Consider the following 14,125-nt stretch of genomic DNA (forward strand, 5'->3'; position numbering starts at 1 on the left):
AGGGGAGCATATCATTTCCGGTGAGAGCTCAAGATCTGTTTAACCCAAGGCTTGAATGATATCCTGAAATACCTTATCAATGGGTTGATCTCCATTAATGCGCTTAACTAATCCTTTTTCTTCATAAAATGCAATCAAAGGTTCTGTTTGCTTATTATAGACGCTTAAACGATTCTCGGCTGTTTCGATCGTGTCATCGGAACGCTGATAAAGCTCTCCACCACATTGGCAAACTCCTTCTTTTTCAGGCTTGTTAAAGACCATGTGATAGGATGCTCCACATGTTCGACATATCCGTCGCCCAGTTAAGCGAGGTATTAACACCTCATGCGCGACTTCAATGTTGATAACACCATCGAGCTTGATGCCAAGACGATCTAAAATATCTGCTAAAGCACTACCTTGCGCTAGTGTACGTGGGAATCCATCAAGCAGAAAGCCAGCCGCACAATCCGGTTGTGCTAAGCGCTCCTCAACAATCCCAATGGTCACTTCATCAGGAACCAAACCTCCAGCGTCCATAAATGACTTAGCCTTTAGGCCCATTGCCGTTCCCTCTTTTATAGCTGCTCTAAACATATCACCCGTAGAAATGTGCGGAATTTTAAAACGTTCGACAAGTGGATTAGCCTGTGTTCCTTTTCCTGCTCCAGGGCCACCCATTAATATTATTCTCATATCGTTTCCTCCTTCATTTTCCTTAATCCTCGCTGCCTTCAGCCGGATTACGCTAGTCGATAGTTTATTTCTAGCTTTGATCGCAGTCCTGCTGATACTAGTTTTTGAACTCACTGCACTCAAGAACATCTATTTAGCTGGAACATCACTTCTAAATTGTAGTTCCTACTTCATATCCTCCCTTCTGTCTATTTTCTTCGACAAAAGGAAGGATATTCCTGCATCTATTCCAATCTCACACGCTTGTTTTGCTGTACCATGTGATTAATTGATCACCCCCCCTGAACTCAACGCCACCTTGCACTGCTCTAATTATTTCGCAAAAAAAAATCCCTCACAAGGAGGGGAGTGAAGGAAAAGGAATGAAAAAAGGCTGTATATTAACCGCTGAAGTAGCGGGTAATCATTTGTTGTATTTATAATAACCTAGTCCTGTTACCGTTCTGTGACCTATATATGTAGAATATGTGAAGGGTTTATAAATGAAACTCGCCCAAGTCAGGCGTAGAAATATTAGAAAGATAACACCTTATAATAATTAACGAAACAGCAATTTCCAATACAGGAACTAATTCCATTATTAGAACATTAATCAAGAACAACCTAATTATAATTAAGGAGGTTTTAAAATGTTGCTCAGTTTTATGAAATTAATGAGTTTCATTGACAAAAAAACCCCCTCGCTAGGAGGGGGAATGAAGGAGGATGATAGAAGAAAAAAAGAGAGATTTATGTTAACCGCTATATTAACGGGTAACTGTCTATGATAACTGATTATGGCGATTATTCGCTGTACAGCCACACTCTTGATAAGGATGGCAGAATACCAATCAACAATAGAAGAATAATTAATTTCACCCTCATGCCACATCCCTTTGTAAAAACTTTTTCAATAAAAAGAACGATTACTAGCAAGTTTTATTATACTTTTTATATCATAAACCATATTTGTTACCCTTCCATGAACTTTATGTAAAGAATATGTTAAACCTTATAATGGGAAAGCACTTAAGTAACTAGTTGCAAAATTCCCTACTGCGCCCGGTTGTAATATCCCGGAATTTTTATTTTTTATCGTTCATAAATTCGAAGGTTCTTGCTCCAGTCGTACGAATTAGCTTTATTCACATGATTTACATATAGATTCTCATATCTCTCAGCTGCGACCAAATCATTTCGATCAAGAGCTTGAAATAACTTAACTAGCGCCTCTTGTGATTTATGAAAATTCCAATATATTCTTAACAAAACCGCCAACTTATTCAAGATTGTACTCCTTCCTTCCACTTAAAAGTTCTGAACAAATTCAGCCAACTCTCTGATTCCATTCAGACTCAATTCAGCCTGATGAGTTAAGCAAGTTATATTAAAAATAAACACTAGCATGCAGATAGAACATGCAGTGTTTATTTTACCTCCAACACTAATTAATTACGCAATTAGAGAATGAAACTACTGAACAGAAGAGGTTTCAGCTACGTCGCAGGAACAATTAGCAACAATGACATCGGTGAGCCGGTCTGCAGATGCCCTAGCTAGGTTAGTGGAAAGACTCACGCTGTTAGCAAATTTAAAGTATAAATGAAAATGATTTGCATTAATTCCAGTCAATTACCATATATTGCATAGATTAATTTGGAGGATATTTGCATATTGTGTCGAATTTCTACTTACAAGAGTAAATTATGCACAATAAAGCTGAATCTAGGTTACCTAGAGCGGGGGACTTTTCTTGTGGGGTGAATCGTGCATCAACGCGTAGGGCTTACACCTTAATGCCCAAACCCGTCAACTAACTTCGTAAGCTAAGAAAGGTGAAAACAGAATGCAAATTTCTCCAGGACTATGGAGGTTATCTGGAGTAACTCTTGCCGGAATATTTTTGGCAGGTAGTATCTTAGTGCAACCAACTTCTCAATCCTCAGTTGTCCAGCCTGTGATGAAACAAGTGGTATTAGCGTCCGACATTGCGTCTACTAATATTACTCCATTCCTGCATCAACAAACTGTTCAGACAGTCCCCAACTCTTCAGTCAATAGCTCTCAACCAGTACATATCCAGGTGGTGACAGCGAGAAAAACCGAGTCCGCTAGAAAACAAGTCTCGCGCGGAAGCAGTGAATCTTCAACCATTGTAGAGCATGCCCTTAGTTTGTTAGGAACACCCTACGTTTTTGGCGGTACAACTAAAAAGGGATTCGATTGTTCAGGATTTACCCAGTATATCTACAGAGCGTCTGGTATATCCCTTCCTCGTACATCCTATAATCAATTTACATCCGGAGTTGGTGTCAGCAAGAATGAGCTTCAGTTAGGCGATTTAGTATTTTTCTCCACATATGCTAAAGGAGCCTCTCATGTGGGCATTTACATCGGAGGAGGACGTTTTGTACATGCCGATAACCCCCGTCTTGGCGTCACGATAACAGACCTTAGCAATAGCTATTACGCTGCCCGTTATCTTGGAGCCCGTCGGTATAATTAGCGGTCAAAACCCCGAAAGAGAGAGTAACAGCGTTTAGCTGCTGCTCTCTCTTTAAGTCAAGTATTGCTCTTAGCCTACTAAAAATTGTAGAATAGTAGCAAATACATTGCAACCTAACAATAACATATAATCGGTCTTAATAAGAATGTTTATCTCAACAAAGGAATATAATAACGCTGTAGTCCATTCCTATTTGATCAGGGATGGACTACTATTTTTTAATGCTATAGCGCAAAGTTTTAGGAGATGGAGTTTAACATTAGCTACAGTGTACTGGATCATGTTGGATGTCGTAAAAACACTAAAAATGTCGAGTAGCAGGAAATACTGCTCAACGTATGGAAAGCTAATGTTATCCAAATATAAGCAGAGCGAAATGGAGGATAGGCAAAAATTCGAGCCTAAACGTATTTTTTGTGTAATAGAGAGGTTTTAATATGGTTTATATTCTTTGGTTATTTGTGATGGCCTTAGCAGGAACAGCCTTGGCTAAAAAAATGAAATTCCCCTATCCAATTGCACTGGTTCTGCTAGGAACCAGTGTTGGGACTTTCTCCATATTTAATGAACTCAAACTTCATTTCATGGATGAGGATGTATTTCGCAATATTGTCATAGACATCTTCTTGCCCGCTCTCATCGGCGAAGCATCCCTCAAGCTTTCGTTTCGAAAAATAAGAGAAAATTCTCGCGCTATTTTGTCCTTAGCTATAGGTGGAACTTTAATTTCGTACCTTACCACTGGGTTATTAATCGCTTATCTCCTGCACTGGCCTATACAAGTAGCTTTGGTGTTCGGTGCATTGATGTCGGCGACTGATCCTGTTAGCATCGTCTCAATTTTTAAAAGCCTCGGGGTAAACAAAGATCTTGAGATTACTATGGAAGGTGAGAGCCTTGCTAATGACGGCGTTGCCATTGTTTTATTTAAGCTAACTGTCTTTTCGTATGCCATGATCACTTCTTCTGGATGGATGGGAATCGGTTTTGGGATATATGAATTTCTCAAAGTATCTTTAGGTGGGGCATTGGTTGGAGGTGTTTTTGGGTTTATCGCTTCGAGAGTAGTGAGTCACTTTGATGACTATCCCCTGGAAAATAGTTTTTCAATTGCATTATTCTATGGCACATACTTTTTATCTGAATCACTTCATTTTTCAGGGGTGATTGCTATTGTTGCAGCAGGATTAGTATTGGGTAATTACGGAAGAAGCATTGGAATGAGTGAAAAGACCCAACAGAGCATAGAAGTTTTTTGGGATACAATAGCGTTTATAGGGAACTCCCTGATTTTTTATTTGGTAGGGCTGGAGATTCAACAAATCAGTATTAATCAATATTGGGGCTATATTATAATTGCTATTGGGGTAGCGATTATATCCCGGAGTATCGCAGTATATCTCTCGACCATGGGAACGAAGTTGCCGACTAGTTGGAAACATATCCTTAACTGGGGAGGGCTAAAGGGATCTCTATCCATTGCCCTTGCCATGAGTCTACCATCAAACTTCCCGCAACGAGAAGCTATTGTAGGCTTGATCTTCGGGGTAGTGTTTTTCTCTCTGGTTGGACAAGGACTTACAATTGGGCGACTTATCAAACGCATGCCGAATGTTGGTATTCAAAAGGTCAAGTAGTAGCGTATAATTAAAACAAGGTAGCCATGTCGACTACCTTGTTGCTCGTCTATTTATTTTCGAATGTTGTACAGGCTGTGCCATCGCTTGTATTGGCAACTCCATCACCCATTGCATTCACTTCTAAAGCTTCTGCATGGCAAGACTGGTTTTTGTTATAAGAACAGTTCTCGACACCACATTTAACCTTCATACTTGGTGATTCCATACTTTTTCGCCCCCTTTCACTATGTATTATGTCCCTTACTAAATACATATATCACGAACTTGCGTCTTCCAATTGTTGGGGTTCAGGTTTCATTCTACCGTAAAACGCACTTCAACTTCATTCTTGGCTTCAATTATAAAGGACACATTTTCCTCAATCGGTTTATAATTGACGGCGACAATATCGTTCAAATTAATCCAAAACACTTTCATATCAGCCCCCCATAAAGAAACCTTATCATCTGCTACATCAATATATTCTATAACTCCAAAATCCATAGAGCATTCTACAACACAATTAACTTCTATGCATTTCAAGTTCTTGCCCATGAATTTCTCGTTGAGAAATTTCACAAATTCAATTTTCGCTGTTAAGGTTAACATTAATATTCTCTCCTGTCATTCTAATTCTAAAGATGTTTCATTATAACATACATGACGACACTGTCATTATACATGTTGTCGTGTATAATTGTATCAAGTAAAAAGTTGATAGGAACTAAAATGCATAAGTAAGCTAGAGGCTAACCGAAGCCCTGGTACCGACAATGAAGGAGGAATTCCTAATGCAGTGTACTCTCGAGCAACAAGAACGAGTAAACCAAATGAAAGCCAAGGCTCAAGCAAACATGAAGCAAATTATGGACTTTGTGCTCAGTTATCCTAAAGTATGGTTTTTTATAGTCACAGACGATAACCTACGTGTATCAATTGAAAATATTTCCGTTAAGCCCAATGGTCTAGGGGCAGTTATTTTTACAGATACCTTCAATGCTGAACTTAAGCTCCACAAATTAGAATTGAATCAAGAGGAACTTGATTCAGATACGCACAGTTTAAGCTTCATTGACGCATATACTAAAAAACCCATTGGTTCATTAACTGGATTCGCAAAAAGAGGATAAAATGATTTTATTCCCCTCTTTGCAGGGTTTTCAAATTCCCTCTCGAATTTCTATTTTAGAGGTGATTTAATTTGAATATTCAATATCTTGTAATTCCGATTTCGGATGAAAAGCGTCAACGCCTTAACTATGTGTGTAATATATTAGATATTACAATCGAAAAATTCTTTGATACTGCACTGCTTGAAGCGCAAATGGAAATAATCAGCATGGAAGCATTCAAGCCTGGCGGCCCTTTTGGGAACGGTGGAGAACAAACGTTTAAGAAAGATGCCGATTAAGAAACTCATAGCTCAAGATGATCATTTCTGTGAATCTTGGACTTTTTCTTTCCTTATTCGCCCATACGCAGCCCATCCAAACAACATGGCCGCTATGATAATAAAGGCTGGGTGAATATTGACAAAGTAAAGCAATGCTACAGTGACAATCGCAATTCCCCAAGAACTGTAGTTTGGGAAAGATTTCTTCCCCATGTCATAAGCGGTTTGAGCTACAAGAACAACTACCACAGGACGAACTGCTTTGAGCATAGCTTTGAGTTCTGGGGAATTCGAGTATTTCACGATGAGACTCCCTAAAATTACAACTATAAGTACCGTGGGAGCGATTGTTCCGAGTAAGGCAACTAATACTCCCAACCAACCCGCTTCCTTATAGCCGATATACGCCGCCATCTTCGTGGCAATAGGTCCAGGTAAGGCATTGCCGATTGCTAAGGCATCTGCAAACTCTTCATTGTCCAGCCACTGATATCGATCCACTGCTTCAGCCTTTATAAGCGGAATGAGTGCCGGGCCTCCACCAAATCCCAGGTTTGAAGCACGCGTAAAGGCAATAAATAACTCCCAGAGTTTTTTCAGCAAGATATCAACTCCTCTTTTAAAACCGAATTATATGAGCAATAAATCATCTAAACACCAAAAGTCCGAAGGCCATAGATAATACGATGATCAGTGCAGGATGTAGCTTCAACCAATATAATGAAACGACTGTTACCGCAGCAATGCCCCAAGTAATTAAATTCGGAAAAGTACCTATACCCATATCAAATGCTGTCTGAGCTATTAAGACTACAACCACCGGTCGCACTCCCTTGAGCATTCCTTTCAAAATGGGAGAATTGGAATATTTCATCAGAAAACCCGTCAGCAAAATAACAGCCAGCACAGTGGGTAAGATTGTACCAATCAAGGACACCAAAACTCCTAGCCATCCGGCTACTTGATAACTTACATATGCGGGTAATTTTGTGGCGATTGGACCAGGCAAAGCATTTCCAACGGCAAGAGCATCGGTAAATTGAGCGTTAGTCAACCAATGATACCTCTCCACGACTTCAATTTTTATGAGAGGAATAACTGCTGGCCCTCCACCAAAGCCGAGATTACTGGCTCTAGCGAAGGCAATAAACAAATCCCAAAGTTGTGTGAAAAGCATTATTTTCAAACTCCTTCCTTCTAACATATATGATTATCAATAATTACCCTCAAAAACCCTATTATCTTGAATTAATAAGGGACTCACCTCCCTAATTCAACTGTCTAACTGAACTGTAGTATAATTAATTCACCTGTTTAGATTAAGCGTGCTCTAATATGGTATACCGTATACCATATTAGAGGATAATTTATTATCTGATTGTTATGTATAGACAGTTCTTCGTACTCAGTTAAAGGCTTTAAGCAATGAGCAGATTAGCCCATTTTGAACTTTATCTCTGCTCAAAAGCCATTTCCAAAAAAGCCTTATTCGAGTTTTCTACATGTCTTTTAGCAGCGGCATCCGCTCCGGAGCTATCATGGTTTCGTAGCGCCTCAATGATCGTTTTATGCTCCTCCCAAGCTTCTTCAGGCCGACCAGGCTTGGAATAAGCAACTTGAGTGAATTTGGCAATATATTCTCTCAGAGTATCAAGAAAATCATATAAACGTGGGCTTTCAGCGGCTCTATAGATTATCTCATGAAACTTATCGTTTAATTGGTTAGACTTTTTAAAGTTCCCTTTTCTGTGTTCATCTGAAATCTGCATAGCTAGCAAATCCAGACGTTCTAACTCTCGGGGTTTAATTTTTATCGCTGCAATATTGCAAATGAGTGCTTCCAATGATGTCCTAATGAGCAGTATTTCAACGATATCTGCCTTAGTGAAGCCAGAGACAATGACCCCTTTGCGTGGGATATGAGTTACCAATCTCTCCAATTCGAGCTTACGAATCGCTTCGCGTACTGGAGTCCTGCTAACCCCTAGCTGTTCGGCAATATTGCGTTCCACGAGTCTCTGTCCCGGTTCCAATTTTTTGTCCAGAATAGCATTTCTCAGTATCGAAAATACTGAATCTCGAATATGACCCATGTCATCAAACTTAATAGGTGAAAACTGATGTGCCACTTTCTTGCTCCTTTTAAAACTCTTATTGATATCACTCGCATCACAATTATAATTCTTAAATGAGATAAAGGCAAGAAAATATGGTATACCGTATTCCAAGAATAGTTAAAGCAAAGGCAATGTACTAAAAAGTCCACTGCCTTTGCTATGCTCTCCTTAATCCGATTAGTTAAGTCAATCGTAGCGTTGAGTTGGGCGATCATCCCAAGAGTTATGACTTTCTAACTGGAGAAATATGGTTCAATATTGCTTCCTTATTTATTCTGACATATGAACAACTCGGGGTATTTCCGCATTTTCTGCAGGCCATATCGTAAGCAGAATTAATTGTATGACACTCTGGGCATGAGTAATCTTTAATCATTTCTTCATACCATTGTTCATAGCCAACTTCCTTAATTCTTTGTTGGGACTGCCATAAATCAATTCGATGGGGCTTAAGCGCCTGGAAGGTTTTTAACTCAGCACACGGATATTCTTTACACTCACCACAAAATACAATTCCTTTTTCCTTAGCACAATCTACCATCTTACAATTTTCACAATAACTTGTTTTAGTTTTGGAACGACATCCCGCGCAGCGTGACTCTTCAATTGTTTGGTTTAGTAAAGCAGCATGTCTTTTTAATCGTTCTGAGTCCTCTGAAGTAGCAATAAATAACGTACAAGACGGACAAAATAGACCACATATTGCTGATGTCATTATATTTGGTTTTAAGCTCACATGACTCATAAAACGCCTCCTCATTAATTCTATCGCGAGAATGCGACCTGTTCTTTTCAGCTTTAATTAGATAACAATAATTTTATAGTCGATAATAACTTCAACATTATTTTTTAACATTGTCCACACAGGAGACAAATTCTCAGCTTGCTCAATTGCACTTTCAATGTCCGAATCCTGCACATCCTTAGATTCTAATATGACTTCAAGGTAAATCTTTTGGATAGACAAAGAGCGTTCCCCTCTTGTCCCTTGAGCATTTACTGTGAACTTGGCAATGTTTTGCCTTTTCTTTCTCAATAGATACACAAGTGCAGTGCTTACACACCCAGCAAAACTCATGAGTAATAACTCAAGTCCTCTATAACCCTGTCCATCACCCAAGGGAGGTAAATAGTCAAAGGTAATTGGACGGTCAAGATTTGAGCTGGATACCCCGGTAAACTGAACTTTTTGATTAGTTAGGCCTACTGTTACTTCAAGTCGATCGTTATTCATAGCAATCCCTCCTCTTTTTGGCTTCTATACTCTTAGATACAAAAAGAAGTAAAAAGTTACAAAAAAATACTTACTTTTATGTAAGTATTTTTAGAGTCTTTTGAGAAATAATCTCTTTGATTCGAACAATAAACTCATCACAGGATGTATGTTCCGGCTGATTATCGTACAGTCTGATTATTTTACTCAAAAAATCCATTTCAGATGAGATTAAAGTCAGATCGGCAGGACTCCATTTCTTCACCGAATTGTTACGAGGTATGTTGTCTATTTTCCCTGTGTCTATCAAATATTTCACCCAATTTGCACATTGGCAAGGACTTTTAGGATTAATGAATGAACATTCTCCTTCCATGTTATTTTTCAAATGTTGCTTTGCCCGGTAAACATTAATTTTAACAGCACTCTGAGATAGACTCATAATTTCTGCAACTTCATTGATCGGCAACTGCATTAGTATCCTTAATGTAAAGGCAATCCGCTGCTTTTGAGGGATACAGTCAAGAAACAATTGGATGCATGTTTCACGAATGTCCTCAACCATGGCACTATCTTCAACTGATTCATTAGATTTTATCGAATTCCAAAATTCAGTTTCAGATATACCACTTTCAGCAGTGAATATTTGAATAGGAAGCTTATCTCTCTTTTTCATATATCTGTATGAGCAATTCAGCATTATTCTATAGATCCAAGTCCCAAATGAACTATTATGGTCAAACTGAGCAAAGGCTTTAAAAGCATTCAAATAGGCTTCTTGAATTACATCTTGCGCATCTTCCTTATTTCCTGTTAAGCGGAAGGCTGCTCTCAATAGTTTTTCGTAATATTCTTTATAGAAGGTCTCAAATTCTCGGTTCAATTCTTCCACGAGCTACTTCTCCTAACGTACTATAATATTTTATCAAAATACGTTGCCAAATTTTTTTTACCTTAGGTAAATGGCTATTTATTGATTATCTCATATATGCTTATAAATGGTAAACATGGAATAATATTTTCGCAATAGGACTCGACGCACATAAATTAGAACAAAAGAAGGCACTCATTCTGATCAATGAGCACCTTCTAATTCTATGAAGTTCAAACTCTATAGAAACTCTCAACAGATTACTACAAGGGTTTAAACATCTTTTTGCCAACTCCACATAAGGGACATCTCCATGTATCCGGCAACTCTTCAAAGGGGACATCTTTAGGTATTTTACTCTTTTTACAACCCTTTTCAGGATTATAGATGTACCCACAATTCACCATTTGACATTGCCACATCTTATGTTCTTCACTCATCTCTATCCACCTCCTATTTAATTTTATCATTAATTAATAAAATCTTCAAATTAAAAGTAAGTTTAATAAAGAAATCTGGCTTCGCCGAGCCTTGGCGAAGGCGAAACCAGTATTAAAAAGAGAGCTCGTCATCGAGCTCTCTTTCACCCCTTTATTAGCAGCCTCCACCACAACTTGAGCAGCAGCCATCGCCGCAACTTCCGCCATTATCGGCCTTTGGTGTACGTATTTCGAAACCACCGCCATTAGCTGACTCAACATAGTCAACGACAGCGCCTTCCAAATAAGTTATTAGTTTTTTATCAATAATTACCGAAACACCATGTTCTTGATCAAGAATATCTTCATCTGTTTTTGACTCATCCAAAGTCATTCCAAAATTCGGTCCACCGCAGCCAACCCCTGCAAGATAGAGACGAAGCAATGCATCTTCTTTATTTTGAGCTTTGAGCACTTCTTTGATTTTTTGGGCTGCAAGTTCTGTAATTTTGATCATTCCACTAATCACTCCTTTTCTTTGGGTATTGTTTAAGTTTAGTACACTTTTTTCCTTTTAGCAAGGCAATTAGCTGTTGTCTAAAAAAATGATTCGTAGTCTCTTCGCTGTGGAATTACGCGATTTTGGTAATTTTTACGCCACATGCTTTATACTCATATGTTTTAGAAACTTTATCAGCGGCTCCATTAGTTAAAACGTTGGTAGGCGTCTCCTTATAGTGAAACGTCATAAAGACCATACCCTGGGGCACACGTTCGGTGATTCTGATTTTAGTTTCCAATTCTCCTCGTCGAGAGGTCACTTTTACTCGTTCACCATCTTCGAAGTCGAGCCGTTTTGCATCCAACGGATTAATCTCTGCCAGTTCTTCCGGAGAATAAGTTTCTAGAGCTTCTGAGTTTTGTGTGAATACATTATAGTGTGAAAGTTTACGACCGGTATTGAGTACGAATGGATACTCTTCATCTGGTAGTTCATTGGCCTCCTGGTAAGCTATCGCCTTAAAGAGTCCTTTGCCACGTGAGAATGTTTCTTGATGTAAAACCTTGCTCCCCGGGTGTTCAGCATTCGGTACTGGCCACTGTAAGCCTTGCGTCCCTAAACGCGCGTGACTGATTCCACCATATAAAGGTGTAAGCCTTGCAACTTCCTGCATGATCTGTTCCGAGGAGTCATATAAAAACGGATAGCCCAAACGATTAGCAAGCTCAGAAATGATCTCAGCATCAGGCTTAGCGTTGCCAATAGGCTTGATCGCCTGATTGACCATCTGTACCCGTCGTTCTGCATTGGTAAAGGTTCCGGTTTTCTCAGCAAAGCTGGCCCCCGGCAACACGACATCTGCTAATTTAGCTGTTTCCGACATAAAAATATCTTGCACTACCAAGAAATCAAGGGACTCGAGCCCTTTGCGCACATGGTTGGCATCAGCGTCCGTGATCACCGGATCTTCGCCCATAATATACATAGCTCGCAAATCTTTGCGAATAGCCGCCGGGAACATATCTGGAAGCATCATTCCAGCATTAGGGTCTAGTGAGACACCCCAAGCTTCTTCAAACTTCATTTGGACCTGTGGATTGACCACCTTTTGGTAACCTGGGTAGTCACCCGGCAAAGCACCCATGTCGCAAGAACCCTGAACGTTATTTTGTCCTCGCAAAGGATTAACTCCTGAATACTTTTTACCCACATTGCCTGTTAACATAGCAAGGTTGGCCAAGCTCATAACATTATCAGTGCCTGTAGTGTGTTCTGTAATCCCCAGGGTATAGAAAATCATGGCTCTTTCAGCGGTCGCATAGATCCTGGCCGCCTGCTCAAGCTGGGCGACAGGCACTCCTGTTATTTCACTTACTACTTCAGGTGGATAATTATGAATATTCTCTTTAAATTTATCGAAATCTTCCGTACGTTCTGCAATGAACGTTTGATCTTCCCAACCATTAGCCAGGATAATGTTCATGATCCCATTTAATAACGCAACATCCGTCCCAGGACGCAGTCTTAACCAAAGGTCTGAACTCTCAGCCAGCTCAATTTGACGAGGATCTACAACAATGAGTTTAGCTCCTTTAGCTAGAGCCTGTTTCATCTTAGTCCCGACGACAGGGTGGGCTTCTGTGGGATTTGCACCAATAACAAACATCACTTGAGCATCTGGAATTTCCTCGAAAGAGTTCGTCGATGCCCCAGAACCGAAGGAAACAGCCAACCCTGCCACTGTAGGAGCGTGACAGACTCTGGCACAGTGATCGATATTATTCGTACCAATGATTGCCCTCATGAATTTTTGCAAGAGGTAATTCTCTTCGTTAGTGCAATGAGCAGAACTTAAGGCCGCAAGAGAATTCGCTCCGTGGGCGTCTTTAATCTCCTTGAACTTCGTTGCCACTAAATCTAAGGCCTCATCCCACTCTGCAGGTACTAGTACTCCATCTTTTCTAATCAGTGGCGTAGTTAAGCGGTTAGGGTTATAAATCATATCCATTCCAAAACGTCCTTTGACGCAAAGAGCCTTGCCATTAACAGGAGCATTTGGGTTAGAGGTTACGCCAATGACCTTGCCCTCGTAAACATTGAGATCAAAGTTACAGCCTGTCCCACAATACGGACATGTAGTTTGGACCTTTGTGACCTCCCAAGGACGTCCCTTACCAACCATTTGTTTTTCGGTTAATGCTCCTACCGGACAAACCGAGACACATGAGCCGCAGAAAACACACTCCGATTCGTGATAGGGTAAATTGAAAGCCGGTCCTACTTGGACATCGAACCCGCGAGAGGAAAAATCCAGAACGCTTCTCCCCTGAATCTCAGTACATGCTCGAATACATTTTCCACAAGCGATACATTTGTTGGGATCTCTTAGGATGAAGGGATTACTACTATCGATCGGTAAAGTTCGTCTCTCCCCTTTATAAAGTTCACCTGTTACACGATATTCGTAGGCATACTTAGCCAATGCACACTCTCCCAATTTTTGGCACGTCATGCAATCTAAGGGATGATTTGCTACCAACAGTTCTAAAATGGTTTTACGTGCTGCTCGAATTTTAGGATTTTGGGTTTCCACCACCATACCCTGCGTTACTTTAGTTACGCAAGAAGGGGGGAGATTGCGCATTCCTTCGATTTGAACGATACACAAACGACATGCGCCGGCAGAGGTGAGTTCGGGGTCATGGCACAACGTAGGAACTGGAATATCATGCATGCGACAGGCTTCAAGCACAGTCATTCCCTCGGGTACAGTTACAACACGTCCATCAATTGATAAGGTAATCCCCTCCAAAAAGTATCACTCCTTT

General features: G+C 40.0%; 16 protein-coding genes and 1 riboswitch. Of the genes, 4 read left to right on the top strand and 12 right to left on the bottom strand.

The window, feature by feature from the left end:
• Nucleotides 1-39: 39 nt before the first annotated feature.
• Nucleotides 40-678, bottom strand: a complete 639-nt coding sequence (locus DOT_RS06685) for an adenylate kinase (protein ID WP_009615926.1) — start codon at nt 676-678, stop codon at nt 40-42.
• A gap of 1,686 nt (nt 679-2,364) precedes the next feature.
• A riboswitch (cyclic di-AMP (ydaO/yuaA leader) is annotated at nt 2,365-2,500 on the top strand.
• Between the two features lie 3 nt (nt 2,501-2,503).
• On the opposite strand from DOT_RS06685, the gene DOT_RS06695 reads away from it, so the two are divergent.
• Both DOT_RS06695 and DOT_RS06700 read left to right on the top strand, forming a co-directional pair.
• Nucleotides 2,504-3,163 (top strand): C40 family peptidase, encoded by a 660-nt coding sequence (locus DOT_RS06695; protein ID WP_009615931.1) that lies wholly within the window; start codon nt 2,504-2,506, stop codon nt 3,161-3,163.
• A 437-nt stretch (nt 3,164-3,600) separates the two neighbouring features.
• Nucleotides 3,601-4,800: a sodium:proton antiporter gene (locus DOT_RS06700; RefSeq protein ID WP_009615933.1), complete on the top strand. Its 1,200-nt coding sequence runs from the start codon at nt 3,601-3,603 to the stop codon at nt 4,798-4,800.
• A 49-nt stretch (nt 4,801-4,849) separates the two neighbouring features.
• On the opposite strand, the gene DOT_RS28465 is transcribed toward DOT_RS06700, so the two are convergent.
• Together DOT_RS28465 and DOT_RS06705 are read right to left on the bottom strand one after the other, a co-directional pair.
• Complete coding sequence (locus DOT_RS28465; protein WP_009615935.1) at nt 4,850-5,008, bottom strand: DUF1540 domain-containing protein; 159 nt, start codon at nt 5,006-5,008, stop codon at nt 4,850-4,852.
• 89 nt (nt 5,009-5,097) lie between these two features.
• A complete protein-coding gene (locus DOT_RS06705; RefSeq protein ID WP_009615937.1) occupies nt 5,098-5,391 on the bottom strand; it encodes a hypothetical protein in 294 nt (97 codons plus the stop codon).
• Between the two features lie 182 nt (nt 5,392-5,573).
• Between DOT_RS06705 and DOT_RS06710 the strand changes: the two genes are divergently transcribed.
• Nucleotides 5,574-5,912 carry a hypothetical protein gene (locus DOT_RS06710; protein WP_009615939.1) on the top strand — a complete coding sequence of 113 codons (339 nt, stop codon included), beginning with the start codon at nt 5,574-5,576 and terminating at the stop codon, nt 5,910-5,912.
• Between the two features lie 71 nt (nt 5,913-5,983).
• Nucleotides 5,984-6,193 (top strand): hypothetical protein, encoded by a 210-nt coding sequence (locus DOT_RS06715; RefSeq protein ID WP_009615941.1) that lies wholly within the window; start codon nt 5,984-5,986, stop codon nt 6,191-6,193.
• 21 nt (nt 6,194-6,214) lie between these two features.
• On the opposite strand, the gene DOT_RS06720 is transcribed toward DOT_RS06715, so the two are convergent.
• From DOT_RS06720 to fdhF, 9 genes are all read right to left on the bottom strand, one after another.
• On the bottom strand, nt 6,215-6,778 hold the full coding sequence (locus DOT_RS06720; protein ID WP_009615943.1) for a chromate transporter: 564 nt from the start codon (nt 6,776-6,778) through the stop codon (nt 6,215-6,217).
• Between the two features lie 43 nt (nt 6,779-6,821).
• The gene (locus tag DOT_RS06725; RefSeq protein WP_009615945.1) at nt 6,822-7,352 is read right to left on the bottom strand and encodes a chromate transporter; all 531 of its coding nucleotides are present in this window, start codon (nt 7,350-7,352) and stop codon (nt 6,822-6,824) included.
• Nucleotides 7,353-7,626: 274 nt separating this feature from the next.
• Nucleotides 7,627-8,304, bottom strand: a complete 678-nt coding sequence (locus tag DOT_RS06730; RefSeq protein ID WP_040411460.1) for a GntR family transcriptional regulator — start codon at nt 8,302-8,304, stop codon at nt 7,627-7,629.
• A 211-nt stretch (nt 8,305-8,515) separates the two neighbouring features.
• Nucleotides 8,516-9,037 carry a DUF3795 domain-containing protein gene (locus tag DOT_RS06735; RefSeq protein WP_009615949.1) on the bottom strand — a complete coding sequence of 174 codons (522 nt, stop codon included), beginning with the start codon at nt 9,035-9,037 and terminating at the stop codon, nt 8,516-8,518.
• A 57-nt stretch (nt 9,038-9,094) separates the two neighbouring features.
• Nucleotides 9,095-9,526, bottom strand: coding sequence for an OsmC family protein (locus tag DOT_RS06740; RefSeq protein ID WP_009615951.1), 432 nt, complete (start codon nt 9,524-9,526; stop codon nt 9,095-9,097).
• A 76-nt stretch (nt 9,527-9,602) separates the two neighbouring features.
• Nucleotides 9,603-10,397 carry a sigma-70 family RNA polymerase sigma factor gene (locus tag DOT_RS06745; RefSeq protein WP_009615953.1) on the bottom strand — a complete coding sequence of 265 codons (795 nt, stop codon included), beginning with the start codon at nt 10,395-10,397 and terminating at the stop codon, nt 9,603-9,605.
• Between the two features lie 242 nt (nt 10,398-10,639).
• Complete coding sequence (locus DOT_RS06750; protein ID WP_009615955.1) at nt 10,640-10,816, bottom strand: rubredoxin; 177 nt, start codon at nt 10,814-10,816, stop codon at nt 10,640-10,642.
• A gap of 154 nt (nt 10,817-10,970) precedes the next feature.
• Nucleotides 10,971-11,312, bottom strand: coding sequence for an iron-sulfur cluster assembly accessory protein (locus tag DOT_RS06755; RefSeq protein WP_009615957.1), 342 nt, complete (start codon nt 11,310-11,312; stop codon nt 10,971-10,973).
• A 115-nt stretch (nt 11,313-11,427) separates the two neighbouring features.
• Nucleotides 11,428-14,109 (bottom strand): formate dehydrogenase subunit alpha, encoded by a 2,682-nt coding sequence (gene fdhF / locus DOT_RS06760; RefSeq protein WP_009615958.1) that lies wholly within the window; start codon nt 14,107-14,109, stop codon nt 11,428-11,430.
• Nucleotides 14,110-14,125 lie beyond the last annotated feature (16 nt).

Source organism: Desulfosporosinus sp. OT (assembly GCF_000224515.1).
Lineage (GTDB): Bacteria > Bacillota > Desulfitobacteriia > Desulfitobacteriales > Desulfitobacteriaceae > Desulfosporosinus.

Coding starts and splice junctions, on each gene's coding strand:
- DOT_RS06685 (WP_009615926.1), bottom strand. CDS start 678: ATGAGAATAATATTAATGGGTGGCCCTGGAGCAGGAAAAGGAACACAG.
- DOT_RS06695 (WP_009615931.1), top strand. CDS start 2,504: ATGCAAATTTCTCCAGGACTATGGAGGTTATCTGGAGTAACTCTTGCC.
- DOT_RS06700 (WP_009615933.1), top strand. CDS start 3,601: ATGGTTTATATTCTTTGGTTATTTGTGATGGCCTTAGCAGGAACAGCC.
- DOT_RS28465 (WP_009615935.1), bottom strand. CDS start 5,008: ATGGAATCACCAAGTATGAAGGTTAAATGTGGTGTCGAGAACTGTTCT.
- DOT_RS06705 (WP_009615937.1), bottom strand. CDS start 5,391: ATGTTAACCTTAACAGCGAAAATTGAATTTGTGAAATTTCTCAACGAG.
- DOT_RS06710 (WP_009615939.1), top strand. CDS start 5,574: ATGCAGTGTACTCTCGAGCAACAAGAACGAGTAAACCAAATGAAAGCC.
- DOT_RS06725 (WP_009615945.1), bottom strand. CDS start 7,352: ATGCTTTTCACACAACTTTGGGATTTGTTTATTGCCTTCGCTAGAGCC.
- DOT_RS06735 (WP_009615949.1), bottom strand. CDS start 9,037: ATGAGTCATGTGAGCTTAAAACCAAATATAATGACATCAGCAATATGT.
- DOT_RS06740 (WP_009615951.1), bottom strand. CDS start 9,526: ATGAATAACGATCGACTTGAAGTAACAGTAGGCCTAACTAATCAAAAA.
- DOT_RS06750 (WP_009615955.1), bottom strand. CDS start 10,816: ATGAGTGAAGAACATAAGATGTGGCAATGTCAAATGGTGAATTGTGGG.
- DOT_RS06755 (WP_009615957.1), bottom strand. CDS start 11,312: ATGATCAAAATTACAGAACTTGCAGCCCAAAAAATCAAAGAAGTGCTC.